This window comes from Streptomyces tibetensis, from assembly GCF_007655005.1.
Taxonomy (GTDB): domain Bacteria; phylum Actinomycetota; class Actinomycetes; order Streptomycetales; family Streptomycetaceae; genus Streptomyces; species Streptomyces tibetensis.
The window spans coordinates 39849-63498 of record NZ_SZVW01000024.1 but is presented as its reverse complement, the minus strand read 5'-3'; the positions used below and the strand labels follow the sequence as shown (position 1 = coordinate 63498).

Annotated in this window: 26 protein-coding genes and 1 tRNA gene; 20 read left to right on the top strand and 7 right to left on the bottom strand. The window is 71.6% G+C overall.

Features of this window, described 5'->3' with window-relative positions:
- Positions 1-31: 31 nt before the first annotated feature.
- Both FDO69_RS33910 and cdgB read right to left on the bottom strand, forming a co-directional pair.
- A complete protein-coding gene (locus tag FDO69_RS33910; RefSeq protein WP_104785984.1) occupies positions 32-979 on the bottom strand; it encodes a CBM35 domain-containing protein in 948 nt (315 codons plus the stop codon).
- Positions 980-1096: 117 nt separating this feature from the next.
- Positions 1097-2755, bottom strand: a complete 1659-nt coding sequence (cdgB, locus tag FDO69_RS33905; RefSeq protein ID WP_104785981.1) for a diguanylate cyclase CdgB — start codon at positions 2753-2755, stop codon at positions 1097-1099.
- A 337-nt stretch (positions 2756-3092) separates the two neighbouring features.
- On the opposite strand from cdgB, the gene FDO69_RS33900 reads away from it, so the two are divergent.
- The gene (locus tag FDO69_RS33900) at positions 3093-3677 is read left to right on the top strand and encodes a flavin reductase family protein (protein WP_167526731.1); all 585 of its coding nucleotides are present in this window, start codon (positions 3093-3095) and stop codon (positions 3675-3677) included.
- A gap of 69 nt (positions 3678-3746) precedes the next feature.
- Complete coding sequence (locus FDO69_RS33895; RefSeq protein WP_104785978.1) at positions 3747-4214, top strand: GNAT family N-acetyltransferase; 468 nt, start codon at positions 3747-3749, stop codon at positions 4212-4214.
- 83 nt (positions 4215-4297) lie between these two features.
- Here FDO69_RS33895 and arfB read toward each other — a convergent pair whose 3' ends face one another.
- The gene (gene arfB / locus FDO69_RS33890; RefSeq protein ID WP_104785975.1) at positions 4298-4735 is read right to left on the bottom strand and encodes an alternative ribosome rescue aminoacyl-tRNA hydrolase ArfB; all 438 of its coding nucleotides are present in this window, start codon (positions 4733-4735) and stop codon (positions 4298-4300) included.
- A gap of 160 nt (positions 4736-4895) precedes the next feature.
- Here arfB and FDO69_RS33885 point away from each other — a divergent pair, with 160 nt between their 5' ends.
- A complete protein-coding gene (locus tag FDO69_RS33885) occupies positions 4896-5471 on the top strand; it encodes a TerD family protein (RefSeq protein ID WP_030829245.1) in 576 nt (191 codons plus the stop codon).
- Between the two features lie 256 nt (positions 5472-5727).
- Here the strand turns inward: FDO69_RS33885 and FDO69_RS33875 are convergent, their stop codons facing one another.
- On the bottom strand, positions 5728-7167 hold the full coding sequence (locus FDO69_RS33875; protein WP_234388219.1) for a M1 family metallopeptidase: 1440 nt from the start codon (positions 7165-7167) through the stop codon (positions 5728-5730).
- Positions 7168-7174: 7 nt separating this feature from the next.
- Here FDO69_RS33875 and FDO69_RS33870 point away from each other — a divergent pair, with 7 nt between their 5' ends.
- Positions 7175-7675 carry a hypothetical protein gene (locus FDO69_RS33870; RefSeq protein ID WP_104785969.1) on the top strand — a complete coding sequence of 167 codons (501 nt, stop codon included), beginning with the start codon at positions 7175-7177 and terminating at the stop codon, positions 7673-7675.
- A 67-nt stretch (positions 7676-7742) separates the two neighbouring features.
- On the opposite strand, the gene FDO69_RS33865 is transcribed toward FDO69_RS33870, so the two are convergent.
- Positions 7743-8420, bottom strand: a complete 678-nt coding sequence (locus FDO69_RS33865; protein ID WP_104785966.1) for a pentapeptide repeat-containing protein — start codon at positions 8418-8420, stop codon at positions 7743-7745.
- A gap of 129 nt (positions 8421-8549) precedes the next feature.
- On the opposite strand from FDO69_RS33865, the gene FDO69_RS33860 reads away from it, so the two are divergent.
- The 4 genes from FDO69_RS33860 to FDO69_RS33845 all read left to right on the top strand — a co-directional run bounded on the left by FDO69_RS33860 (position 8550) and on the right by FDO69_RS33845 (position 13429).
- Positions 8550-9710 (top strand): FAD-dependent oxidoreductase, encoded by a 1161-nt coding sequence (locus FDO69_RS33860; RefSeq protein WP_104785963.1) that lies wholly within the window; start codon positions 8550-8552, stop codon positions 9708-9710.
- 63 nt (positions 9711-9773) lie between these two features.
- Positions 9774-10757, top strand: a complete 984-nt coding sequence (locus tag FDO69_RS33855; RefSeq protein ID WP_104785960.1) for a zinc-binding dehydrogenase — start codon at positions 9774-9776, stop codon at positions 10755-10757.
- A 68-nt stretch (positions 10758-10825) separates the two neighbouring features.
- Positions 10826-12328 carry an MFS transporter gene (locus FDO69_RS33850; RefSeq protein WP_104785957.1) on the top strand — a complete coding sequence of 501 codons (1503 nt, stop codon included), beginning with the start codon at positions 10826-10828 and terminating at the stop codon, positions 12326-12328.
- A 210-nt stretch (positions 12329-12538) separates the two neighbouring features.
- A complete protein-coding gene (locus tag FDO69_RS33845) occupies positions 12539-13429 on the top strand; it encodes an aminoglycoside phosphotransferase family protein (RefSeq protein ID WP_104786196.1) in 891 nt (296 codons plus the stop codon).
- A 60-nt stretch (positions 13430-13489) separates the two neighbouring features.
- On the opposite strand, the gene FDO69_RS33840 is transcribed toward FDO69_RS33845, so the two are convergent.
- Positions 13490-13837 (bottom strand): hypothetical protein, encoded by a 348-nt coding sequence (locus tag FDO69_RS33840; protein ID WP_104785954.1) that lies wholly within the window; start codon positions 13835-13837, stop codon positions 13490-13492.
- Positions 13838-14052: 215 nt separating this feature from the next.
- Between FDO69_RS33840 and FDO69_RS33835 the strand changes: the two genes are divergently transcribed.
- From FDO69_RS33835 to FDO69_RS33795, 9 genes are all read left to right on the top strand, one after another.
- On the top strand, positions 14053-14565 hold the full coding sequence (locus FDO69_RS33835; protein ID WP_104785951.1) for a SigE family RNA polymerase sigma factor: 513 nt from the start codon (positions 14053-14055) through the stop codon (positions 14563-14565).
- On the top strand, positions 14555-15208 hold the full coding sequence (locus FDO69_RS33830; protein ID WP_159030675.1) for a L,D-transpeptidase: 654 nt from the start codon (positions 14555-14557) through the stop codon (positions 15206-15208). The genes FDO69_RS33835 and FDO69_RS33830 overlap by 11 nt, the downstream gene beginning before the upstream one ends.
- 626 nt (positions 15209-15834) lie before the next feature.
- Positions 15835-16341 carry a hypothetical protein gene (locus FDO69_RS42425; protein WP_234388210.1) on the top strand — a complete coding sequence of 169 codons (507 nt, stop codon included), beginning with the start codon at positions 15835-15837 and terminating at the stop codon, positions 16339-16341.
- Positions 16342-16378: 37 nt separating this feature from the next.
- Complete coding sequence (locus tag FDO69_RS33820; protein ID WP_104785945.1) at positions 16379-16933, top strand: MauE/DoxX family redox-associated membrane protein; 555 nt, start codon at positions 16379-16381, stop codon at positions 16931-16933.
- Positions 16930-17466: a hypothetical protein gene (locus FDO69_RS33815; RefSeq protein WP_104785942.1), complete on the top strand. Its 537-nt coding sequence runs from the start codon at positions 16930-16932 to the stop codon at positions 17464-17466. Before FDO69_RS33820 ends, FDO69_RS33815 begins: the two co-directional genes overlap by 4 nt.
- Complete coding sequence (locus FDO69_RS33810; RefSeq protein WP_104785939.1) at positions 17463-17777, top strand: hypothetical protein; 315 nt, start codon at positions 17463-17465, stop codon at positions 17775-17777. The genes FDO69_RS33815 and FDO69_RS33810 overlap by 4 nt, the downstream gene beginning before the upstream one ends.
- 82 nt (positions 17778-17859) lie before the next feature.
- Entirely contained in the window at positions 17860-18435 is a 576-nt protein-coding gene (locus FDO69_RS33805) for a hypothetical protein (RefSeq protein ID WP_104785936.1), read from the top strand.
- 1 nt (position 18436) lies between these two features.
- Positions 18437-18889 (top strand): hypothetical protein, encoded by a 453-nt coding sequence (locus FDO69_RS33800; RefSeq protein ID WP_104785934.1) that lies wholly within the window; start codon positions 18437-18439, stop codon positions 18887-18889.
- Entirely contained in the window at positions 18886-19170 is a 285-nt protein-coding gene (locus tag FDO69_RS33795) for a hypothetical protein (protein WP_104785931.1), read from the top strand. Before FDO69_RS33800 ends, FDO69_RS33795 begins: the two co-directional genes overlap by 4 nt.
- Positions 19171-19250: 80 nt before the next feature.
- Here the strand turns inward: FDO69_RS33795 and FDO69_RS33790 are convergent.
- Positions 19251-19343: transfer RNA gene (locus FDO69_RS33790), tRNA-Sec, on the bottom strand.
- 76 nt (positions 19344-19419) lie between these two features.
- Between FDO69_RS33790 and selD the strand changes: the two genes are divergently transcribed.
- Genes selD through selB form a run of 3 tightly spaced genes read left to right on the top strand, consistent with a single transcriptional unit; the run spans position 19420 to position 23641 of the window.
- Entirely contained in the window at positions 19420-20463 is a 1044-nt protein-coding gene (gene selD / locus FDO69_RS33785) for a selenide, water dikinase SelD (RefSeq protein WP_104785929.1), read from the top strand.
- Entirely contained in the window at positions 20460-21878 is a 1419-nt protein-coding gene (gene selA / locus FDO69_RS33780; protein ID WP_104785926.1) for an L-seryl-tRNA(Sec) selenium transferase, read from the top strand. The genes selD and selA overlap by 4 nt, the downstream gene beginning before the upstream one ends.
- Positions 21869-23641, top strand: coding sequence for a selenocysteine-specific translation elongation factor (gene selB / locus FDO69_RS33775; RefSeq protein ID WP_104785923.1), 1773 nt, complete (start codon positions 21869-21871; stop codon positions 23639-23641). The genes selA and selB overlap by 10 nt, the downstream gene beginning before the upstream one ends.
- Positions 23642-23650 lie beyond the last annotated feature (9 nt).

Here is a 23650-nt window from a genome sequence, read left to right as displayed (position 1 = left end):
CGACCCGGCCCGGTGCGAGACCGCTACCGCTCTACTGGCCCTGCTCCGGAGCGATCCAGAGCTTGTCGAGCAACGCGTCGCACTGGTTGCCCTCGTTACAGGCGACCTCGACCGTGTTCGTGCCCTTCGTCAGGTTGACGTTGGACCACGTCTCCTTCCAGCCCTTCTCGTAGTCGCCCTTCGGTGTCCCGCCGAAGTTCTCCATGTTGAGCGGCCGGTCCTCGGGCTTGCCGTTGACGACCAGCGTGGCGTTGGCATCGACGCCCGGAACGGAGTAACGCACGTACAGCCGGTAGTTCCCGGCCTTCTTGATGCCGTCGACGGTCCAGGTGACCGTGGCTCCCACATGGTTGAAGCCGGTCACATAGACGCCGCCGTCGGACTTCGAGCCCTTGATGTCCGACGCGGTCGAGACGCCCGGCCCGAGCCGCAACGCCTTCGCGTCGGTCTTCGGGAGATCCTGCCGGGTCGCTCCACCCTTGCTCGCCGAAGGGCTCGGCTTCGCGTCCTGGGACTGGGTCGGCTTCGTGCCCACCTCGTCGGACGCGCCGTCCTTGTCCTTGTCGCCGCCCAGCATGGCCACACCGATGCCGATCACGACCGCGGCGACCACCGCGATCGCGCCGATCAGCAGACCCTTGTGATTCGGGCCACGGCCACCCCGGCCGCCACCGCCACCGGCCGGCATCTGCTGCTGCGCGGTCTGCGCACCACCCGGCAGCGTCTCCGGCGCCGCGTAGTGCGCGTTCGGCTGGCTGTACGCGCCCTGCTGCTGCGGGACCTGGCCGTACGGCGCCGTCGCGTTCTGCGACTGCTGGCCATAGGGGCGCGTGCCGACCGCCCTGACCCGGTTGACCGAGTTCGGGTAGCCGTAGCCCCCGGACGGCGGCTGGGCTCCGTTGGCCTGCCCGTCGGCGTAGAGATAGCCGAACGGGTCGTCGTCCTCGGGCGTGCTCGCGCCGTTGTTGCCGGGCGTCATCCCTTGGTCTCCTCAGTCAGGTGCGGTGCATGCGGTACACGGGTGAGTTAGCGAGCCTACCCGCTCCCAGAGACCCAAACGGGTGACTCAGACCGCATCAACTCGCTGACCAGGGCTTCACCCGGCGCGTCTGTGTTGTTTGGGACGAGATCGTTTCTCGACGTACATCCGCTCGTCAGCGGATTTCAACACTTCGTCCGCCGTCATTCCACAGTGTGCCCATCCGATGCCGAAGCTGGCACCGACCCGGACGGCCCGCCCCTCGGCGCGGATGGGTTGGATGATCTCGTTACGGAGGCGGACCGCGAGGTCCTGCGCGTCGGCGCGGCCGAGCCCGTCGGCCAGGATGACGAATTCGTCACCCCCGAGCCGGGCGACCGTGTCACCGTCGCGGACGCCGTTGCTCAGCCGCCGGGCGACCTCGATGAGAACCGCGTCACCCGCGTTGTGCCCGAACCGGTCGTTGATCGACTTGAAGCCGTCCAGGTCGCAGAAGAGCACGGCGAGGCCCTTGGTGCCGTCGTCGTGGCTCCCCTCCGGGGCGACGGTGTGCACATGGTGGTCGTAGGCGCCGTACGGCTCGGCGCTCTGCCGGAAGTCGAAGCCGGGCCCGACCACGTCGAAGTCGGGATGGCCGTAGGCCGCGTCGACGGATTCCACGGCGGTGTGCGGGGATGACGCGCGTTGACAGAGCCGGGCGGACAGGCGCGAGCGCAGCTCCGCGGAGTTCGGCAGGCCGGTGAGCGAGTCGTGCGAGGCACGGTGGGCGAGCTGGAGCTCGCGTCGCTTGCGCTCCTCGATGTCCTCGACGTGGGTGAGGAGGAAGCGCGGGCCGTCGGCGGCGTCGGCGACCACGCTGTTGCGCAGGCTGACCCAGATGTATGTGCCGTCCCGGCGGCCGAGGCGCAGCTCCGCGCGCCCGCCCTCCGCCGAGGTGCGCAGCAGGGTGCCTATGTCCTCGGGGTGGACCAGGTCGGAGAAGGAGTAGCGGCGCATCGCGGAGGCGGGGCGGCCGAGCAGCCGGCACAGCGCGTCGTTGGTGCGCAGGATCCGGCCGTGCTGGTCGCCGCCCATCTCGGCGATGGCCATGCCGGACGGTGCGTACTCGAAGGCCTGCCGGAAGCTTTCCTCGCTCGCCCGCAGGGCCTGCTGCTCGCGCTCCAGGCGGACGAGCGCGCGCTGCATGTTGGCGCGCAGCCGCGCGTTGCTGATGGCGATGGCGGCCTGGAAGGCGTACATCTGGAGCGCCTCGCGGCCCCAGGCTCCGGGCCGGCGGCCGTTGCGCGGCCGGTCCACGGAGAGCACGCCGATCAGTTCGCCGCACGTCCCGCTGCCCTTCGGGGCGGGCGCGTACATGGGGGCGAAGAGGCGGTCGGCGGGGTGCCACTCGTCCTCGAAGCGGGGGGCGGGGCCGTCGGTGTACCACTGCGGGACGTCGTCGTCGTCGAGGACCCAGCCCTCGGTGTGGGGTATGAACACCAGGTCGCCCCAGTGCTCGCCCATGCCGAGGCGGCGCTCCCAGGACTCGCGCGAGCCGACCCGGCCGGTGATGAGGGCCTCGGCGGCGGGGTTCCCGACGAAGGCGGCGACGACGAGGTCGCCGTCCGGCCGTACGAGGTTCACGCACGCCAGCTCGTACCCGAGGGCGGTGACGACGCCCTCCGCGACGGTCTGCAGTGTGTCCGCCAGGCTGCGGGCCGTGTTCATGTCGGCCATGACCTGGTGCAGTTGTCGCAGGGACGCAAGACGGACGTAGGGCTCCGACTCGGTCTCCATGCTCGCCCTCCCCCCGAGTACTCGCAGCGATTCAAGGGTTCTCGTCGGCGTACCGCCCTGGCAGCTTCCCCGCCACTGAATCACAGCGCGCTGCTCACTCGGTACACAGGGTCAACAATTCCTGCCCCTTGTGACTCAAGTCACAGGCAAACCTGAACATTTGAGTGGAGTTTCTGCGTTTTCACGTACGTCTACCGAACGCAAACTTTGTCAGGTTGCGCACATGTATTTCCCCGGTACCCGTCAGGCGACCGCGGATGTCCGCCGGTGGTCCTAGGACCGTGATCGGGCGGGAGTCCGATGCCGGGCCCGCGGGGCGGAGATTAGCGTTCCGGGTGTGCCGAACACTCCCGCTGCCACGTCCCCGATCATTCCGTCGCCCGCCTCCGGGCATGCTGAGGGGGTGAGCAACGACGAGTTCCGCGCCGCCATGTCCCGGCTGGCCTCGGGCGTGGTCCTGGTGACCGCGCAGGAGCCGCCGCTCGACCCGGACGACCCCACGGCGCCGGGCGGTGAGGACGTGGGCATGACGGCCACGGCCTTCATGTCGGTGTCCCTGGACCCGCCCCTGGTGCTGGTGAGCCTGCGTGCGGGCTCCCGCATGGACGAGCTGCTGGAGGAACGGGACCTGTGGGCGGTCTCGGTCCTCTCCGAGAGCCAGCGGCACATCGCGGGCCGCTTCGCGATGAAGGGCCGGGTCAGCGACCGGCTGCTGTTCGCGGACATCCCGTACACGCGCGGCGAGTACACCGGCTCCCCGCTGGTCGGCGGCGCCCTGGCCGTCCTGGAGTGCCGCACGGAGCAGCGGGTCCCCGCCGGTGACCACACACTGGTGATCGGCCGTGTCCTGACCGCCCGGGTGCCGAGCACGGACGGGGGCCCGCTGGCGTACTTCCGGGGCAAGTACCGGCAGTTGGGCTGAGCGGCCCCGGGCGCAGCGCGCTGCGGAAACCATTGGCCGGGGTCCGAGCCGCCCGCCTAGGGTGCGCGCATGTCGACACCCGGCCCGCGCCTCGAAGAGATCACCCCCGCGAACCTCGACGCCGCCCTGGGCGTCCATGTCCGCCCCGGCCAGGAACACGCGGTCGCCCCCGTCGTGAAGTCCCTCGCCGAGGCCTACGTCCACCCGGGCACCGCCTGGCCCCGCCTGATCGTCGACGGCGACCGCCCGGTCGGCTTCCTCATGGCCTTCCTCGACATCGACTGGTACGAGGACGGCAGCGTCCGCCGCTCGGGCCTGTGGCGGCTGAACATCGCGGCCGGGGAGCAGGGGCGGGGGTACGGCCGGTTCGCCGTCGAGTCCGTCGCCGCGGAACTGCGCCGACGCGGCACGAAGCAGCTCTACGTCACCTGGCACCCGGGACCCGACGGCCCCGGGGGCTTCTACCTGGGGCTCGGATTCCGCCCGAACGGCGAGACCAGCGGCGACCAGACCGTGGGCGTCCTGGACCTGTCCTAGAGGCGGTGTCCGCACGGCCCCGCCTGCCCCGCGGCTCCGGGCGGACGACGGGACTTTCCGGACACGGCCCAGGGGGTGTCCCGCTAGCCCCAGTTCCGCGCGGAGCGCCCCTGCTTCGTCTCCGAGCGCTGCTTCTTCTGCCGCAGCCGGCGCTCGTTGATGCCCCGGGGGATCCGGGTCGGCTTGCGGGGCTTGGGCGGGGGCGCCGTGGCCTCGGCCAGGAGCGCGGTGAGGCGTACGGCCGCGGCCTCGCGGTTGCGCCACTGGGAGCGGTGCTCCGAGGACCGCACGGTGACGACCCCGTCGACCAGGCGCCCCGCCAGCCGCTCCAGGGCCCGCTGCTTCCACACCGCGGGCAGCGCCTCGGTCTTCGCCAGGTCGAAGCTCAGCTCGACCTTCGAGTCGCTGGTGTTGACGTGCTGCCCACCCGGCCCCGACGACCGCGAGAAACGCCACATGAGCTCGGCCTCGGGCAGGGAGACGGAGCCGCGGATGACGTGGTGACCGGACATGCCGTCCATGTTCCCGCTTCTGTCCCGTCCACGTCATCCCAATAACGGCGAGTAAAGAAAGTAAAGGACCTGGAACCTCGCGTACCCCTCTCCACGTTCATGGGGGTAGCTGTAGCTTCGGTGCCGCAGCTTCTTCGCCGCACGTAAACGAGGGAAGGGACTCCCAACAATGGCTGTAAGCCTGTCCAAGGGTGGCAACGTCTCGCTCACCAAGGAGGCTCCGGGCCTGACCGCCGTCACCGTGGGCCTCGGCTGGGACGTCCGCACCACCACCGGCACGGACTTCGACCTCGACGCCTCGGCGATCGCGGTCAACACGCAGGGCAAGGTCTACTCGGACGCCCACTTCGTCTTCTTCAACAACAAGCAGACGCCGGACAACACGATCGTCCACACCGGCGACAACCGCACGGGCGAGGGCGCCGGCGACGACGAGGCGATCAACGTCAACCTCGCCGCCCTCCCGGCCGACATCGACAAGATCGTCTTCCCGGTGTCGATCTACGACGCCGAGAACCGCAGCCAGAACTTCGGCCAGGTCCGCAACGCCTACATCCGCATCGTCAACCAGGCCGGCGGCGCCGAGATCGCCCGCTACGACCTGTCGGAGGACGCGGCGACGGAGACGGCCATGGTCTTCGGCGAGCTCTACCGCAACGGCGCCGAGTGGAAGTTCCGCGCGGTCGGCCAGGGCTACGCCTCGGGCCTGGTCGGCATCGCCCAGGACTTCGGCGTGAACGTCTGACGGACGCCTGAGCGTTCCGCAGGGGAGTCCCAGGGCCGCACGACCGGCCCTGGGGACTCCCCCAGGGGCGCGGGGAACTGCGCGCCAAGCCACAACCCACCCGCACGGACAGAGCACCCGAGCCCCTACGGCGAACAACCCGAAGGCCCTGGCCTTCTGACCGCCCTCGGCTACCGGGTCGTCGACCACCGCGAGGATCTGCAACACGGGCGCCCCCGCACGGTCCTGCGCGAGGAACTGACTACCCCATGAGGCCTCAGGGCCGCTCCGGCTTCCCGTCTCCGAACAGCCAGGTCTCCCAGACCCCCTCCAGGTCCGCTCCGGGCGCCTGCTTCTCGACATAGGCCGTGAAGTCGGCGGTGTCGGCGTTCCCGTACCGGTGCGTCGCCGCCCACCCCTTGAGGATCGGGAAGAACCGGTCGTCCCCGACGGCCTGCCGCACCTTCTGCAGCACCATCGCCCCCCGCCAGTACACCGGAGGGCCGGAGATCCGCGCGGCGCTCGGTGGGTCCGCCGGCGGGAACTCCCAGATCTCCTCCCCCGCCTCCTCCGTGTCGAAGTACGCGCCGGAGTACACCGCGTCGAACGTCTCCTGCGTGCTCCGGCCGCCGTGGTCCTCCGCCCACAGCCACTCCGCGTACGTCGCGAACCCCTCGTTGAGCCACATGTCCCGCCAGCTCTCGGGCGTGACGGAGTCGCCGTACCACTGGTGGGCCAGCTCATGGACGAGGAACGTGATGTCGGGGGCGCCCGGGAAGACCGGCCGGCTCTGGGTCTCCAGGGCGTAGCCGACGAAGGCAGCGTCGTCGACGATCGCGCCGGTCGTGGAGAAGGGGTACGGGCCGAACCGCCGCTCCGACCACCGCAGCACCTCGGGAAGCCTCCCGAGCACGCCCCGGCTCGCCGCCGCCTCGGCCGGGTCGACGGCCGTGTACACGGGCAGGTCCCCGGCCCGGGAACGGCTGATGTCGAAGCGGCCGATCGCGAGGGTGGCGAGGTAGCTCGCCATCGGCTCACCGGTGTGCCACACGAACGTCGTACGCCCGCGGGCGGTCGTCTCGCTGCGCAACTCCCCGCCTGAGACGGCCCGCAGCCCCTTCGGCACGGTCACCGTGAGGTCGTACGCCGCCTTGTCGGAGGGGTGGTGGTTGCCGGGGAACCAGGTCATCGACCCGGTCGGCTCGCCCACCGCGAGCGCCCCGTCCGGGGTGCGCAGCCAGCCCTCCTCGGAGCCGTCCGGGTCGGTGACGGTCTCGGGCGCTCCGGAGTAGCGGACGGTCACGCGGAACGTGTCGTCCCGGCCGATGTCGCCGTGCGGCCGGACGGTGAGCTCCTGCCCGGCGCGGTTCCAGCGGGCGACCTCGCGGCCGACCGTGACCTGCTCGACCTCCATGCCGAGCAGGTCGAGGTCGAAGGCGGAGAGGTCCTTGGTCGCGCGGGCGGTGAGGGTGGCCGTGCCGGTGAGGTGGTGGGCGCCGGGGTCGTAGGCGAGGCGCAGGCCGTAGTGGGTGACGTCATAGCCGCCGTTGCCGGCCTTCGGGAAGTAGGGGTCGCGGACGCCGGAGCCGCCCGGGGTGCCGTGCACCCCGCCGCCGCAGGCGGTGAGGGCGCAGACGAGCAGCGTGGCTGCGGGCAACGTGGGGACAGGACGCACAGATCGGGCCACGTTCGCGATCCTACGGGCGCGTGACACCATCACCTCCGTGCTCGACATCGGCTACGCCCTCTCCAACCGCTTCCCCGACCCGCCGCAGACCGACTACCGGCGCGCGGACGTCCGGGCACTGCGGCACGACCTGTTCTGCGGGGACGTCTATCTGGCGGACACCAAGACGGACCACGAGGTGTCCACAGCCTGGGGATGGGTGCCGGTGCTCGACTTCGCGTGGGCGCTGTGCGACATCGTGGAGCGGATCGACCGGGACCCGGCGGGCTCCAGGGCGTCCCGGCCGCAGCGGGCGGAGCTGGACTTCACCGAGTCGACGGACCGGATGCTGTTCGAGCGCCGCTTCGGCTGGGTGGACATCGAGGCCGACTGGATGCGCGCGGAGGAGCCCCCTCTCACCGTCTCCCACAGCGAACTGCGCCGCGAGGCCCGGGACTTCCTGCACGACCTGATCGCCGACCTCACCGACCTGCACGACGGCCTCGCGGAGAACCCGGCGATCTGGACCCTCCAGGCCCGCTTCCCCCGCCTGCCGTAGCCACCGCCCGGCTCAGGGCCCCTTCACCACGCCCACCCGGGTCGCGCGCCCAGGGTGAAAGGCCCCCTCAGCCCTCGACCCGGATCCCCCACTGCGCCGCGAGCACCGGCGCAAGATCCAGCAGCTGCGCCGTGCTGATCACCGCCCCCGACAGCCGGTCCAGGCCCCGGCTGATCTCCAGGGACGCGGCGCCGCGCAGGTCGACGTCCGTGAGGGTCGCCGCGTGCAGGTCGGCGCCCTTCAGCGCGCAGTCCACGAACTCCACGCGCTCCAGGCGGGCCCCGCCGAAATCCGGCTCGACCAGGACGCAGCCCTCGAAGACGACGTCTTTGAGCCGGGCCGTGCGCAGGTTCAGATAGTCGAACTTGCCGCCGCGGATCAGCACCCGCTCCAGCACCGCCCCGTGCAACTGCGGTCCGCCGAGCCGGGCGTCGGTCAGCTCCACGTCGCGCAGGGTCGCCTCGGCGAGGTCGGTGCCGACGCCCCGGACGCCGGTGAGGGCCGAGTCCAGCAGACGGGCGTGCCGCAGCCGAGTCTCGTCCAGCGCGCAGCCCGTCAGGGCGCAGTCCATGAAACGGGCACCCGATCCGTCCTGCCCGCAGAGGTCGGCCTCCCGGAACTCCAGCCCGTCGTAGTCCCCGTCCGGCTCCAGCTCCCCGCCTCCGTACGGCTCCAGCACCGGCAGCCGCACCTCCGGTCGCCGCGCGCCCTTCACACCCGTACCGCCCGCCGCTCTCCTCGCCATGCCCCCATGCTGCACCCCGCCACTGACAAAGGGCCCTGACCTGCGCGGACATCGGTGATGTCACATTCCGGCGTCCCCGATCGGTCGTACTCCCGGAAGGCGGCCCCGATCCGAGGGAGATCCACAGTCATGCACCGCATCACCGTCATCGGCGGCGGCTTCGCCGGACTCACCGCGGCCATCACCGCTGCCGAGGCCGGCGCCAAGGTCACCCTGCACGAGGCCCACCACACCCTCGGCGGCCGGGCGCGCACCGCCGAGGGCCCGTACCGCACCAACGAGGGTCCGCACGCCCTCTACAACGGCGGCCCGCACTGGGCCTGGCTCAAGCAGCGCGACCTCATCGGCCCGCTCGCCCCCCTCCCGCCCCTGGAGGCGGCCCGGCTCCGGCTGCGGCACCAGGGCGTGCTGCGCCGCACCCCGCCCTTCGCCCTGCTGAAGCTGCTGCGCCGGACGGGCCGGCAGGCACCCGTGGACGCCGACTTCCTGACCTGGGCGACGGGCATCGCGGGCGAGGAGGGGGCCCGGGCCGCCGCCCACTACTCGGCGGTCGCCCTGTTCCACCACGACCCGGGGTCGCTGTCGGCCGCGTTCGTGCAGGAGCGGCTGCGCCGCGCCACCAACCTGCCTCCGGAGGCCCACTACCCGCGCGGCGGCTGGGCGAGCCTCATCGACCGGATGGCCGCCCGCGCCTGGAACCTGGGCGTCCGGCTGGAGACCCTGTCCCGCGTCGACTCGCTCCCCACGGACACGCCGGTCGTGGTCGCCACCTCCCTCGACGCCGCCCGCCGCCTGCTCGGCGACGACTCCCTGAGCTGGCCGAGCGGCCGAACCGCCCTCGTCGACCTGGCCGTGCGCACCCGGCGCGGGGACGCCTTCGCGGTCTCCGACCTGGACGCACCCGGCTGGCTGGAGCGGTTCACCGCCCAGGACCGCAGCCTGGCCCCGGCCGGGGAGCAGCTGATCCAGGGGCAGATCCCCCTCGCCCCGCACGAGTCCAGGGCCGACGGCACCGCCCGCGCCGAGCAGTTGCTCGACCTCGGCTTCCCGGGCTGGCGCGAGCGGCTCACCTGGCGGCGCGAGTCGGTGGCGAACGGCCGTACGGGCGCGGTCGACCTGCCCGGCACCAGCTGGCGCGACCGGCCGGCCGTGGACCGGGGCGACGGGGTCTACCTCACCGGCGACCAGGTCGCGGCCCCCGGAGTGCTGTCGGAGGTGTCCTTCAACAGCGCCCTGACGGCGGTCTCCCTGGCCCTCGGCCGACGCGAGCTTGACCTCAAGCAAGCTTGAGGTTGGAGGCTGGTCGCATCGAACGCCCCGTCAGAGGAAGCGAACGCCCCCAGAGGAGCTGTCATGCACGCCATCCGCCTGCACGCCTTCGGCCCGGCCGAGAACCTCACCTACGAGCAGGTCGAGGACCCCCGGCCCGGCCCCGGCCAGGTGCGTGTCGCTGTACGTGCGGCGGGCGTCCACCTCCTGGACGCCGCCCTGCGCGAGGGCATGCCGGGCGGCCCGGCGAACGAGCCGGCGACCCTGCCCACCGTCCCCGGCCGTGAGGTCGCCGGTGTCGTCGAATCCCTGGGCGAGGGCGTCGCCGGGTTGTGGCTCGACAAGCGGGTCGTCGCCCACCTCGGCTTCGTCCCCGGCGGCTACGCCGAGCTGGCCGTCACCGAGACCGAGCGCCTGCACGAGATCCCCGGGAACCTCGACTTCGCCGAGGCCGTCGCCATGATCGGCACGGGCCGTACGGCGATGGGGATCCTGCAGTTCACCGACCTCGGCCCCGACTCCGTGGTCGTCGTCCCGGCCGCCGCCGGAGGCATCGGCACCCTCCTCGTGCAGTACGCCAAGAACGCCGGCGCGACCGTCGTGGGCCTCGCGGGCGGGCCGGAGAAGACCGCCCGTGTGCAGGCGGGCGGCGCCGATCTCGCCGTCGACTACAAGGACCCGGCCTGGCCCGCCAAGGTCCGCGCCCATCTCGGCGGCCGGACCGCGACCGTCGTCTTCGACGGCGTCGGCGGGGACGTCGCCCGCGAGGCCGTCGCCCTCCTCGGCCCGGGCGGCAGGCACATCGTCTTCGGCTGGTCCGGCGAGGGAATCCGCAGCGGCGGCCCCTACCTCGTCGACGGCGTCTCCGAGCAGGTCCTCGGCCCGGTGATGCTGGGGAAGGCCGGCGGGCCCGACCCCCTGCGCACCCTCGAACTGCGCGCCCTCACCGAGGCCGCCGCCGGCCGGCTCACCCCGGCCGTGCAGCGCTTCCCGCTCGCCGAGGCCGCGGCCGCGCACCGCGCCCTGGAGACCCGCGGCACGACCGGGAAGGTGGTTCTGGAGCCATGACCCGACGCCCCACCGGCGGCGACGATGTCGCGGATGCAGGCCGCCCCGATCCGTGGTCTTCTGGCCAGATGAGTGTCACCCGGACAGGCGAGAGCGGCCCTCCCGTGGACACCGACCCGCGCCGCTGGTGGGGCCTGGTCGTCATCGCCCTGGCCCAGCTGATGGTCGTGCTCGACGCGACGATCGTGAACATCGCCCTCCCCTCCGCACAGCGCGACCTCGGCATGTCCGACGGCAACCGGCAGTGGGTCATCACCGCCTACACCCTCGCCTTCGGCGGACTGCTCCTGCTGGGCGGCCGGATCGCCGACCTGGTGGGGCGCAAGCGGACCTTCGTCATCGGGCTGGCCGGCTTCGCCGCCGCCTCCGCGCTCGGCGGCGCCGCCACCGGAGCGGGCATGCTCTTCGGCGCCCGCGCCCTCCAGGGCGTCTTCGCCGCCCTTCTGGCCCCCTCCGCACTGTCCCTGCTGACGACGACCTTCACCGACCCCAGGGAACGGGGCAAGGCCTTCGGCATCTACGGCGCCCTCGCCGGCAGCGGCGCCGCGCTCGGCTTCATCGTCGGCGGTCTGCTCACCGAATACCTGGGCTGGCGCTGGTGCCTCTACGTCAACGTGCCCATCGCGATCGCCGCCGTGCTCGGCGCCCTCGCCCTGCTGCACGACCGCCCCGGTCACGCCGGCGCCCGCCTCGACGTCCCCGGCGTCCTGCTCGGCTGCGGCGGTCTCGTCGCGATCGTCTACGGCTTCAGCGAGGCCCAGTCCCGCGGCTGGACCGATCCGATGGTGCTGTCGCTGTTCGCCGCGGGCGCCGTCCTGCTCGCGGTGTTCGTGTGGTGGCAGTCCCGGGCGCCCATGCCGCTGCTGCCGCTGCACATCATCCGCGACCGCAACCGCGCCGGCTGCTTCCTGACCATGGCACTGGCCGTGATCGGCATGTTCGGCCTGTTCCTGTTCCTGACGTACTACCTCCAGGCCGTGCTCGTGTACTCCCCCGTCAAGACGGGCCTGGCCTTCCTGCCTCTCACGGCCGCGATCATCATCGGCTCGACGCAGATCTCCGCCCGGCTGCTCCAGCACGTGCCGCCGCGCATGCTGATGGTCCCCGGCATGGTCCTGGCCGCGACCGGAATGGTGCTCCTCACCCAGATCACGACGCACTCCTCCTACGCCTCCGAGATCCTGCCCGCGCTGCTGCTGCTCGGCCTCGGCATGGGCCTGACGTTCATGCCGGTCTTCGCCACCGCCACCGCGGGCGTCGCCCCGCACGACTCGGGCGTGACGTCCGCGACGGTCAACACCTCGCAGCAGGTCGGCGGCTCCATCGGCACGGCCCTCCTCAACACCATCGCGACGACCAGCACCGCCACGTACGTCGCGGCCCACCTCACCAACCCGTCGGACCGCACCCGGGTCGCCCGCGAGGGTGTCGTCCACGGGTACACCGTCGCCATCTGGTGGGCCGCCGGCATCATGCTGCTGGCCGGGCTCATCGCGGGCCTGATGGTGACGACGAAGGCCCCGAAACACGGCGCACAGGCGGACGCACCCGTGCCGGAACCGGTGACCTGAGGGACGGAGAGCCCACTACGGCGCTGGGGCCCGGGGCTACGACCCGGAGGGACGGGGGGCCCATTACGGCTTGGGGGGACGGGGAGCCCACTACGGCTTGGGGGGACGGGAGCCCATTACGGCCGGGGGGAGCCCACTACAACTCGGGGGGCGGGGCGCCATGGCGGAATTCGCGTGCCCGACCCGGTGCGCCCCACTACCGTCCCGGGAGTGATCGACATTCCCCGGGAACTGGCGGCATCGCAGGAGAAGTTCAACGGCGAGGCGGGCCGCGCCTTCATCGCCGGACTGCCGGAGCAGACGGCCCGCTTCCTCGACCACTGGGGCCTCAAGCCCGACGGCCCCCCGATGCACGGCGTCTCCGCCCTGGTCGTGCCGGTCGTCCGAACCGCCGACGAAACCCCGGCGGTCCTCAAGCTCCAGATCCTCGACGAGGAGAGCGAGGGCGAACCGGTCGCGCTGCGCGCCTGGGACGGCGACGGAGCCGTCCGCCTCCTCAACCACGACGAGCCGACCGGCACCATGCTGCTGGAACGCCTCGACGAGAACCGCATGCTGTCCCGCGTGCCGGACACCCACCGGGCCGTGGTCACCATCGCCGAGCTGCTGGCCCACCTCACGTCCTTCCCGGCCCCGCCCGGCATGCGCAGCCTCGGCGACATCGCCCGGGCCATGCTCGACCGGACCCCCTGGGCGCTCGGCCGCATCCCCCACCCGGAGACCCGCCGCGTCGTCGCCGACCTGGCCGCCGCCGTCCGCCAGGTCGTGGACGAACCCGGCGACCGGCTCCTCCACTGGGACCTGCACTTCGACAACGTCCTGGCCTGTGACCGCGCCCCCTGGCTCGCGATCGACCCCAAGCCCCTCGCCGGCGACCCCGGCTTCGAACTCTGGCCCGCCCTCGACAACCGCTTCGACCCCGACGACATCCTCTGGCGCTTCGACGCCATGACCGACGTCCTCGCCCTGGACCGCGACCGCGCCCGGGCCTGGACCCTCGCCCGCCTCCTCCAGAACGCCCTGTGGGACATCGAGGACGGCCGCCCCCTCGACGACGCCCAGCTGGAGATCGCCCGGCGGCTCCGCGGGCGCGGACTCTGACGGGTGGAGCAAGGCGGAAGGCGAGCAGGCCGTGAGGACGGGAACAGCGGTGCCGGCCCGTCAGAAACAGGGCCTGGACACGTTGCCCACCTCGTTGCCCTTGAGCAGGCCGCCCCAGATGTAGTTGCCGTCCGACAGCAGCACCCACTTGTCGTGGCTGATGCCGTTGGCGGTGACGGGACCGCCCACGAGCCAGCATTCGGCGCTGAGGCTCTGGTTCGCCGCGACGGTGTAGGCGATCCGGTAGCCCGTCGCCGGTCCGATCCGCACGTTGCCGTTGATCCAGGTGACGACCGTCTGGTTGGCCTTGACGGTCGCGGTGGCCCGCTCGCTCTGCTGGCCCGGCGCGGCAACCGCCGGAGCGGCCGTAGCGGCCCCGACGAGGATCGTCGCGGCCGCCGCGGTCATGACTCTGATCATCGAACGTGAAGTGAAACGCTGCATCGTCGTCTGTCTCCTCTGTTGTTGCGAGGCACCGTCCTGAACGGACGGCATCTCGTCGTGCGGTCGCCCTGTGCTTCCATGTACGCCACCTGTACGCACGGCACGGCAGTCGGGTTGCAGCGGATACGAACTCTTTCCCCGGACTTCCGGGCGAGGACCACACGGGGGCGCAACGGGGCATGACCGAGGAGGAGTTCGACATCTTCTACGCCTCGGCCTTCCCGCGGCTGGTCGGGCGGGTCTACGCCGTCACGGGGGATCTGGCGGAGGCTCAGGACGTCGTACAGGAAGCGTTCGTGCGCGCCTGGGACCGACGGCGCGACATGCTGACCGACGAGGCACCGGAGGCGTGGGTGCGGACGGTCGCGGTACGGCTCGCGGTCAGCCGCTGGCGTCGTGCCCGGCGCTGGCTGGAACTGGTGCGCCACCACGCGGCCCCCGAGCACGTCCCCGGGCCCGGGCCGGAGCACACCGCACTGGTCCAGGCCCTGCGCAGGCTGCCGCAGGCACAGCGCACGGCGATCGTTCTGCACCATTTGTGCGACCTGAGTGTGGAACAGGTAGCCTCCGAGACCGGCGCGGCCGTGGGAACGGTGAAGGCCCGCCTGTCACGCGGCAGGGCCGCGCTCGCCGAGCATCTCGGCTCCGAGCGGAACGACAGCGGTGAGAAGGAGGGCGACCGTGTCCGATGACCTCACCGACCTGCTGCACGAGGTCGCCGACCGGCATCGGGCCGCCCCGCCGGTGCCGGGGCAGGAGATCAGGCGGCTGGCCGAGCGCCGTGGACGCCGGCGCCGTGCGGCATACGCGAGCGGGGCCGCCGCCGTCGTACTGGTCCTCGCCGGCGGTCTGGCGGTGGCGTTCACCGGTCACGACGGCGCCCGCCCGGAACCACCCGCCGCGGCGAGCGCCACCGCGCCGCCCCGGCCGTCACCGGAACAACCGCAGCGGGCGACGGCGACGGTCGACCTCACGCAACACGAACTCGTCCTGTCCGGACGCCGGTTGCCCGTATCCGGCGGCACCGCGCAGCATCCGACTCCGACCGGCCGGATGACCGTCGTCGCCAAGTACCCCGAACGGCGCTTGCCGGGCGCGACCGTGGGGCTGGGCACGGAGTACGACGTCGCCATGCACTGGGTGGTCGAGCTGCGGGCCGCCGACGGCACGACCACCTATCTCGTCGCCCTGGCCCACAACGAGCAGGCCCCCGGCGAACGCGACGTCACACGCGGCTGGATCGGGCTGCGCTCGGCGGACGCGAAGTGGTGCTACCGACTGCTGCGGCCCGGCGACGTCATCCGCGTCAACCGCACGGGCCCGGCCCCGGGCTGAGACCGAGCACCTTCACCCGGCCGGTTCGTCGATCCCCCGAGCAGACGACGGCCGGCGTGTGGGAGGCGCCGTTCGCACGCCGTCGATGTGGCGGAGCAAGTCGACGAAAGCGTTGCTCGCCGGACGAGTTCGGCGCCCCCTCGGCCCGGAAAGCGGTTGCCGCCGTAGGCCGAGTTCCAGTCGCTCGGAAGCCGCCCGCGGAAGGCTGAAACCGAGCTCTCAGCGGCGTACGGCCGCCGCGGCGTCGACAAGCGGAACACGAAACGGGAGTGGCGGTGTGGCGCCGTGTGCGCCCGCACGTGCTCCGGTGTGCGACGGCCGTGAACTGCACCGTTCGACATGCTGTACCGGTTGCCTCGCTCCTCGCGCACTGTGCCCAACCTGCATCCGGAAGGCGCCCGCGACAGGGGCGTCCGTGCCCTTGGGGCGCCTGTGGGCTTGGCCAAATAGCACGTTCCCGGCCCTTCGAGACCCGTGGAACAGTGACCACTTGTCATTCACCGTTCAACTCGCTCGCCGGGCTTCGCCCAGGCGAGCTGCAGCGATGCATCGGAGCCGGGATGCCTGTACACCTGAGTCGACTGATCGCGCGGCGTCCGAACGGCTCCGCCGTGCCTGGTGTGCTCATGGCTCTGGTGACGGCCGCGGTGCTCACGGCAAGCGGTTGCAGCAAAGCCGACAACAGCCCGGACCATACGAAGGCGACGAAATCCACTCGAACCGTCGCCGGGTCGAACGCGGCAGGGAGTTGCAGCCCCGCGGTGAAGCAGGGCTCCCTTCCCTCGTGGGCGCGGAAGGGATTCCCGCGAGAGGTATCACAGCGCCACATCATCGGCGAAAAGGGCGAAATCGCCGCGGTGCTCTTCGGATACCCGTATCACGCTCCGGCAGCCAAGGGCCGGGAGAACAAGATCCTCTGGGTGGCGAAGGACGCCGAGGGGGCCGCTGACATGGGGCCCGACGACCGGTTGACCATCAAGGCCAACCTCGCCGGCACGGACGAAGTGGTGACCCGCTCGGTCAGGGGGCCCGGCCCTTCCCTCGTCGACATGCCGAAGCCGGGATGCTGGACGTTCTCCCTCTCCTGGGCCGGGCATTCCGACAGCCTCGACGTGGAGTACCTCGCCGGCTGAGAACGGCCGTGACGCCACGGCAATCAACGGGGGACACATGACAACCACTGATGCCTTACTGGTGTGTGCCGACGCGGTCGCCGTCGCCCTGCTCGTGAGGGGCGGCGCGGCCAAGCTGGTCGCGCCCTCGCTCGCAGCGGCGGCCGCAGGTGAGCTTCGACCCGGCAGGGGCCCCGTGCCCGCTGCTGTCATCCGTGCCCTGGCCGTCGTGGAGATCACGGTGGCCGTGGCCATGGCGCTGCCCTCCCTGCGCGGGCCGGTGCATGTGCCGCTGGCCGCGCTCGGTGTCCTCTTCGCCGGAGCCGGGATCCTCGGACTGCTGCGGGGCAGCACCGAGCCGTGCGGCTGCTTCGGTGCGGACAGCACCAGCCCGCTCGGTGTCAGCAACGTCGTGATGGGTGTCGCCATCCTTGCCGCCGCGGTGTCGTCGCTGTGGGTGCACGGCGTGGGCACCTCGCAGACGGGCTCCGCGTCCGCCGGTGTCGCCGGGCTGGGGGCGATCGTGACAGGAGGCTGGCTGCTCCACTCGCATCGCAAGCGCGCATACACCGTGCTCGGAAACCTACTCAAACAGCCGGAGCCCGCCGCATGACCGTCCTGATCTCAGTGGCACTGCTCGTTCTGACCGTAGCCGTCGCACTGCTCTTCGCGATGATGGGGGAACTCTCCTCACGCGTGCCCGATCCAGGCGAGGAGCAGTCCGTCGTCCCGTTGCGGGACGCGACCCTGGGTGTCGCGCCGGCCGACTGGCCGGACGCGCTGGGTGCGCACATGGACCGGGGACGCAGAGTCCTGCTGGTCCTCAGCCCGGTGTGCGCCACGTGCAGCAAGGTGGGTGAGGAACTCTCCCACCTGGCTACGGAGGAACTCGGCGACCAGTACAGGCTGATCGTCTCCTCCGGCAGCGCCGAGGCGGGCGCGGAGTTCGTCTCCCGCCACGCGCTGCACAAGATCCCTCACTACGTCGACGAGGGCGGTACCTGGACCGTCGGGAGTCTGGGGGTCAACAGCAGCCCCTCCGCCCTGGTGTTCGAGGAAGGAGTGCTGACCGACGCCTACACGTTCGGAACGTTCCGCGCGATCCAGCAGAAGCTCCAGACCGTGATGACAGGAGAACTCAAGTGAAGTTCCGCAAAAGTGCTGCGTCGGCCGAAGGCGCCGGGCCCAAGAAGGGCGTGGGACGCCGTCGGCTCCTGGGCCGCATCGGCGCCACCGGCCTCGCGGCCTCGGCAGGTGTCTTCGCCGGCACGCAGGAAGCCGCGGCCGCGCCCGCGTGCTGCAACCTGGCCAACTGGCCCGAGAACACCACCTACAGCTACTGCAAGTCGCACGCGGCCTACATCTGGTACTGCGAGAGCTCCACGGGCGCACTCCACTGCGCCTGCTGCGAGACGGCGGGCAACAGGCTGTCCGCGGCCCAGTGCCTGCACAGCTGACGGAGACTCCACGATGGTGACATGGTTGGTGATCGCCGGTGTCGCGGCGGTCCTTCAGGTCTTCAGCCCTTGAGGCCAGTCCATGGCCGGGGTCGCCGGTCCCATGCTGCGCCGCAACAAAGCACAAGGCACCAGGTTCCTGACGGGGCTTCTCGTCGGCGGATGCGTCGCCTCACTGCTCTTCGCAGCGGTCCTGTTCGCACTGGGCACACTGCTGGAGTGGTGGCTGCCGCCCCATGTGCGGCTGGTGGCGGTCGCGGTGATGCTGGTGTTGCTCGGCCTTGCCGACATCGCCAACCGCACACCGCACACCTGGCGCCAGGTACCTCAGGCGTACGTCCGGAGCATTCCCCCCGGGAGGCTCGGTCTGGTCTGGGGGTTCGACCTGTCGTTGCTGTTCACGACGCAGAAGAGCACCTCGTTGACCTGGGCTGCTCTCGTCGGAACGGGGCTGCTGGTCCCGTCCGCCGCGGGGTGGGTCCTGGTCGGCATGACCGTGGTCGGTGTGCTGACGATCGCGGTGCGGAGCGTGTACTACAGCATCAACGGAATGCCCGACCAGGGCGACAGAATTCGGCTCTGGTTCACCCTGATCCGAAGGACCTGCGGTGTCGCCCTGTTGGTGGTCGCCGCGGTCGTCACCCTGGGGAACTGGTGAGATGACCGGACATCGGCGTGTCAGTGATCCGCGGGGGCAGGTGGTCCTCACCCGCTTCGAGTGCCGCGGCCTGCTCTCCCTGCTGCTCATCCTCGCCCTGCACCACAGGGTCAAACGTGAGGTGCGCCGGGTGGCCGACGGCTACCTCGGCCACACCACGCTCGTCCAGTGGCGCAGCCGGACCCTCCTGAGCTTCTCGCTCTGGGACCGGCTGGACAGTGTCTATGCCATGGGCGAGTCACAGCGTCACATCACGGCGTCGCGCCTACCGGCCCGTCTGCGCGCCACCACGTCCTGTGGGATCTACGCCTACAGCGGCGAGTGGAAGCAGGTCATGTTCGGTACGCCGACCGCTGCACGGGAACCGCTGTTCGCCGCAGGTTCCACCCTGCACGCAGACCTTCAGACAGACCTTCACACAGACCTTCACACAGACAGGAGGAACCACTCGTGATCACTCGTACTCCGACAGACCGGGGCGTCGCCTTCATCAAGGACAACCCGGACGGCACCTCGAACGTCTACGTGGCCGCCGACGTCGCTGCCGACGGCAGCCCTCAGGACGTCATCTCCATGCACCTGAACCGCCCGGGAGTCGACGTCGACGAAGCGATACGCATGGAGTCCGTGGGCTCCATGCGGCGCACGGCCGGACAGGTGCGGGTCACCTCGGGACCCGAGGACGTGGTCCTCGTCAGGCCCGGCCGCTCCGGTATGGGACCGCTGCTCGGCTGAGCAAAGGCAGGAGACCGGTGCCGGGCCGAGAGAAGCGGCCCGGCACCGGTCTCCGGAGCGGCGAGAGCCGCTCGACCCGGCGGAGGCGGACGGGAATCGAACCCGCCGGGCGAGGATGCCTCGCCCCACCCGCTTTGAAGGCGGGGAGGCCCACCAGGAACCCTGACGCCTCCGGCGCCACCGTAACCGACCCGTCCCTGGCACGACAGCCGGATTCGATCACTGAAGCTCCTTTCGACAGTGGGAAGCATGCACACCGACACCCAGCCCCAGCAGACGCGTTCCGCTCCACGGACACCCGACGTACGACTGACGCAATACGCCCGCGGCGGAGGCTGTGCCTGCAAGATCGACCCGGGCCGGCTCGAATCGATGGTGGCTCAGCTGCCCGATCCTGCACGAGAGTTCGGCCAGGGGGAACTCATTGTCGGACTGGACGGCGGCGACGACGCGGCCGTCGTACGTCTGCAGGGGACGCAGGCGACCATTCTCACCACCGACTTCTTCACACCGGTCGTCGACGACGCCTACGACTGGGGCCGCATCGCGGCCGCCAACGCCCTCTCCGACGTCTACGCCATGGGCGGCACCCCTGTCGTCGCCGTGAACCTGCTGGCCTGGCCGACCGACACCCTGCCCATGGAACTCGCCGGGGAGGTGCTGCGTGGCGGGCTCGACGTCACCCGCGCCGCCGACTGCCATCTGGCGGGCGGACACAGCATCGACGACGCCGACCCCAAGTACGGCCTGGCGGTGACCGGGATCGCGGACGCGGACCGCCTCCTGCGCAACGATGCCGGCCGGCCCGGTCTGCCCCTGTCACTGACCAAGCCCCTGGGGATCGGCGTCCTCAACACCCGCCACAAACGCACCGGGGAGAACTTCCCGCAAGCTGTCGCAGCCATGACCACCCTGAACCGGGACGCCTCCTCGGCGGCACTGTCCGCGGGCGCCGTCTGCGCGACCGACGTCACCGGCTTCGGACTGCTGGGACACCTCCACAAGCTGGCGCGCGCGAGCGGCGTCACAGCCAGGGTGGACCCGGCCGCCGTTCCCTACCTCGACGGTGCCCGCGAGGCGGTCCGGGACGGATTCGTCAGTGGCGGGAGCAGGCGCAATCTCGCCTGGGTCGACCCTCACACACGGTGGGGCGCGGCCGTCGACGAGGAGGAGCGTCTGCTGCTGGCCGACGCCCAGACGTCCGGCGGACTGCTGATCGTCGGCGAGATACCGGGGGCTCCGGTCATCGGCGAACTGCTGCCCGCCCAGGACCACACCCTCGTGGTCGGATGACGACGGCGAGACGCGCCGCGGACGATCCGCGCCGACGCATCCCGGGCACCGACTCCCTGCTGGCCGACCTCCGTCTCGCCGACGCGGCCCGCCGGCTCGGGCACGGAGTCGTCAAGGAAGCCGTCCACAAGGCCCAGCGGCGGGCACGCGGCGGAGAGATACCCCCTGAAGCCGTCGCCGACCTGGCCACGGCGTTGCTGCCGCCGACCGCCGGCACACTGCGCCCGGTCCTCAACGCGACGGGCGTCGTCCTGCACACCAACCTCGGCCGTGCGCCCCTGTCCGCAGCCGCTGTCGAGGCCGTACAGGCGGCCAGTGGCTACGTGGACGTCGAGTTCGACACGGAGAGCGGGACGAGAGCCCGCCGGGGGCGGGGCACCCTGGCGGCCCTGCGCGCGGTCGTACCCAGGGCCGAGGAAGTCCATGTCGTCAACAACGGCGCCGCCGCCCTGGTCCTCGCCGCCACGGTCCTCGCCGCGGGCCGAGAGATCGTCGTCAGCCGCGGGGAACTCATCGAGATCGGAGACGGCTTCCGCCTGCCCGACCTCCTGGTCAGCACCGGCGCGCAACTGCGTGAGGTCGGAACGACCAATCGCACACATCTCGACGACTATCGCCGGGCGATCGGCCCCCGCACGGGCTTCCTCCTGAAGATCCACCCGTCCAACTTCCGCGTCGAGGGCTTCACCAGCTCCGTCTCCGTCGCCGACCTGGCCACGCTCGGCCCACCGGTGGTCGCCGACATCGGTTCCGGCCTGCTCACCGCCGACCCGGTGCTCCCGGAGGAGCCCGACGCGGACGACTGGCTCGCACAGGGAGCAGACCTGGTCACCGCCAGTGGCGACAAGCTTCTGGGCGGCCCGCAGGCGGGCCTGCTGCTCGGCACCCGCGAGGTCGTCGACGCCCTGCGCGCCCACCCTCTCGCCCGGGCCCTGCGCGTGGACAAGCTGACCCTCGCCGCCCTGGAAGCGACCCTCCTGGGGCCCAGGCCACCCGCCTTCACCTTCCTGCACGCGGACGCCCAGGAGCTGCGCGCCCGCGCCGAGGAACTGGCCCGCCGACTCACCGCCCGGCAGATACCCGCCGGTGCGGTACCGAGCGACGGCATCGTCGGCGGCGGTGGCGCACCGGGCGTCGGGCTGCCCGGCTGGGCGGTCCGTCTGCCCTCCGGGTACACACAGGCGCTGCGCGCGGGTGAGCCCTGCGTGGTGGGCCGGGCCGAACGCGGGCACTGCCTGCTGGATCTGAGGTGCGTGCCGGCGGAACGCGACGGCGAGCTGGCGGGGGCGGTCCTGCGGGCCTCCACGGTCGTGGAGGCCGAGCACGCCGGTGGACGGAGCGCGGCCGAGCGGCGGGGCGCGGCCGAGCGGCGGGGCGCGGGCTCCCAGGAACGAGGGCAGGCCGCATGCGAGTGATAGCCACCGCCGGTCATGTGGACCACGGCAAGACCGCACTGCTCAGGGCCCTGACGGGGATGGAGACCGACCGGCTGCCCGAGGAGAGGCGCCGCGGCATGACCATCGACCTCGGATACGCGTGGACCACCCTCCCGGGCGGCGAGACAGCGGCCTTCGTCGACGTTCCCGGGCACGAGCGGTTCCTCACCACCATGCTGGCCGGCGTGGGACCCGCACCCGCGACTCTGCTCACGGTGGCGGCCGACGGGGGGTGGGCGAGACAGACCGAGGAGCATCTCGCGGTACTCGACGCCCTCGACGTGCGGTACGGCGTTCTCGCCGTCACCCGCGCCGACCTCGCCGACCCCGCACCGGCTGTCGCGGAGGCTCGTGAGCACCTGGCCGGCACGTCGCTGGCGGACGTCGACATCGTGGAAACCAGCGCGATCACCGGATACGGCATGGACATCCTGCGTGACACCTGCGCGAGGATGGTCGCCCGGATGCCGGCACCGGACCCGGGACGGCCCGCCCGGTTGTGGGTCGACCGGGTCTTCACCGTGCCGGGCGCGGGCACCGTGGTCACCGGCACGCTCGGCAGCGGCAGCATCTCCGTCGGAGACGAGCTCCGGATCGCCTCGACCGGCCGCACCGTCCGCGTCCGCTCGATGGAATGCCTCAAGGCGACGGTGAGCGGCGCTGCGGCGGTCTCCCGTGTCGCCCTCAATCTGCGCGGCAGCGCCTGCTCCTCGGTAAGGCGCGGGCAGGCGCTGATCGGCCCGGAAGGATGGACGGTCGCCGGCGAACTGGACGTCCGCCTGACGCGGCTGGTGGAGCGACTGCCCAAGGAACTCGTGTTCCACCTCGGCTCCGCCGCCATACCCGTACGGGCCAGACCCCTCGGCCCCGACACCGCACGTCTCGGACTCGCCGACCCGATCGCAGTGCACCAGGGCGAACGCGGCGTGATCCGCGCGCCGGGGAACCGGAAGATCATCATCGGCGCGGTCGTCCTCGATGTCCTCCCGCCGCCGCTCGACCGGCGTGGGGCGGCAGCGGCGCGCGGCGCGGCACTCGCCGACGTGCCCGACATTCCCGAGCCGGCCCTGGAAGTCGAACGCCTGGGCGCCGTCACCCGAAGCCGGTTGCTGGCCACAGGGGTCCTGCCCCCGGGCAGCGAACCGGCCTTGGACGCTGTCACCGTCGGAGACTGGCTGGTCCACACGAGACAGTGGGACACCTGGAGAACGCGGTTGTGCCAGGTCACGGACGAGTGGGCGCGAGAACACCCGCTGGCGCCCGGGATCTCCCGCGAGACGGCCGTGCGGGAACTGGCGCTGCCCGACCCCGGTCTGCTCGACGCCCTCGTCGGCGAAGCCGGTCTGGTGCACGACGCGACCGGAGTGCACCGTGCGGGTGCGAGGCCCGCGTTCCCGGAAGCCGTCGAACGCGCGATGCGATCCGTTCGCGATCGTCTGACCGAGACACCCTTCGGGGCCCCCTCCGTGGACGAACTGCTGTCGCTGGGGCTGACGGAACGGCATGTCGCCGCGGCCGCCCGCAACGGGCTGCTGCTGCGCCTGCCGGGGAGCGTCGTGCTGCTGCCCGACGCACCGCAGCGAGCCCGGCAGCGTCTGTCCGCCCTCTCCGGGCCGTTCACACTCAGCCAGGCACGACAGGCACTGGGCACCACCCGCCGCGTCGCGGTGCCCCTCCTGGAACTGATGGACCGGACGGGGCTCACCAGGCGCATCGACGCGACACACAGGCAGTGCACCTGAACTCACCCC

Excerpts from the sequence above, each read along its gene's own strand:
- FDO69_RS33910 (WP_104785984.1), bottom strand. The coding sequence starts at position 979 with ATGACGCCCGGCAACAACGGCGCGAGCACGCCCGAGGACGACGACCCG.
- cdgB (WP_104785981.1), bottom strand. The coding sequence starts at position 2,755 with ATGGAGACCGAGTCGGAGCCCTACGTCCGTCTTGCGTCCCTGCGACAA.
- FDO69_RS33895 (WP_104785978.1), top strand. The coding sequence starts at position 3,747 with ATGTCGACACCCGGCCCGCGCCTCGAAGAGATCACCCCCGCGAACCTC.
- arfB (WP_104785975.1), bottom strand. The coding sequence starts at position 4,735 with ATGGACGGCATGTCCGGTCACCACGTCATCCGCGGCTCCGTCTCCCTG.
- FDO69_RS33885 (WP_030829245.1), top strand. The coding sequence starts at position 4,896 with ATGGCTGTAAGCCTGTCCAAGGGTGGCAACGTCTCGCTCACCAAGGAG.
- FDO69_RS33875 (WP_234388219.1), bottom strand. The coding sequence starts at position 7,167 with ATGGTGTCACGCGCCCGTAGGATCGCGAACGTGGCCCGATCTGTGCGT.
- FDO69_RS33865 (WP_104785966.1), bottom strand. The coding sequence starts at position 8,420 with ATGGCGAGGAGAGCGGCGGGCGGTACGGGTGTGAAGGGCGCGCGGCGA.
- FDO69_RS33860 (WP_104785963.1), top strand. The coding sequence starts at position 8,550 with ATGCACCGCATCACCGTCATCGGCGGCGGCTTCGCCGGACTCACCGCG.
- FDO69_RS33855 (WP_104785960.1), top strand. The coding sequence starts at position 9,774 with ATGCACGCCATCCGCCTGCACGCCTTCGGCCCGGCCGAGAACCTCACC.
- FDO69_RS33850 (WP_104785957.1), top strand. The coding sequence starts at position 10,826 with ATGAGTGTCACCCGGACAGGCGAGAGCGGCCCTCCCGTGGACACCGAC.
- FDO69_RS33840 (WP_104785954.1), bottom strand. The coding sequence starts at position 13,837 with ATGACCGCGGCGGCCGCGACGATCCTCGTCGGGGCCGCTACGGCCGCT.
- FDO69_RS33835 (WP_104785951.1), top strand. The coding sequence starts at position 14,053 with ATGACCGAGGAGGAGTTCGACATCTTCTACGCCTCGGCCTTCCCGCGG.
- FDO69_RS42425 (WP_234388210.1), top strand. The coding sequence starts at position 15,835 with ATGGCTCTGGTGACGGCCGCGGTGCTCACGGCAAGCGGTTGCAGCAAA.
- FDO69_RS33820 (WP_104785945.1), top strand. The coding sequence starts at position 16,379 with ATGACAACCACTGATGCCTTACTGGTGTGTGCCGACGCGGTCGCCGTC.
- FDO69_RS33815 (WP_104785942.1), top strand. The coding sequence starts at position 16,930 with ATGACCGTCCTGATCTCAGTGGCACTGCTCGTTCTGACCGTAGCCGTC.
- FDO69_RS33805 (WP_104785936.1), top strand. The coding sequence starts at position 17,860 with ATGGCCGGGGTCGCCGGTCCCATGCTGCGCCGCAACAAAGCACAAGGC.
- FDO69_RS33800 (WP_104785934.1), top strand. The coding sequence starts at position 18,437 with ATGACCGGACATCGGCGTGTCAGTGATCCGCGGGGGCAGGTGGTCCTC.
- selD (WP_104785929.1), top strand. The coding sequence starts at position 19,420 with ATGCACACCGACACCCAGCCCCAGCAGACGCGTTCCGCTCCACGGACA.
- selA (WP_104785926.1), top strand. The coding sequence starts at position 20,460 with ATGACGACGGCGAGACGCGCCGCGGACGATCCGCGCCGACGCATCCCG.
- selB (WP_104785923.1), top strand. The coding sequence starts at position 21,869 with ATGCGAGTGATAGCCACCGCCGGTCATGTGGACCACGGCAAGACCGCA.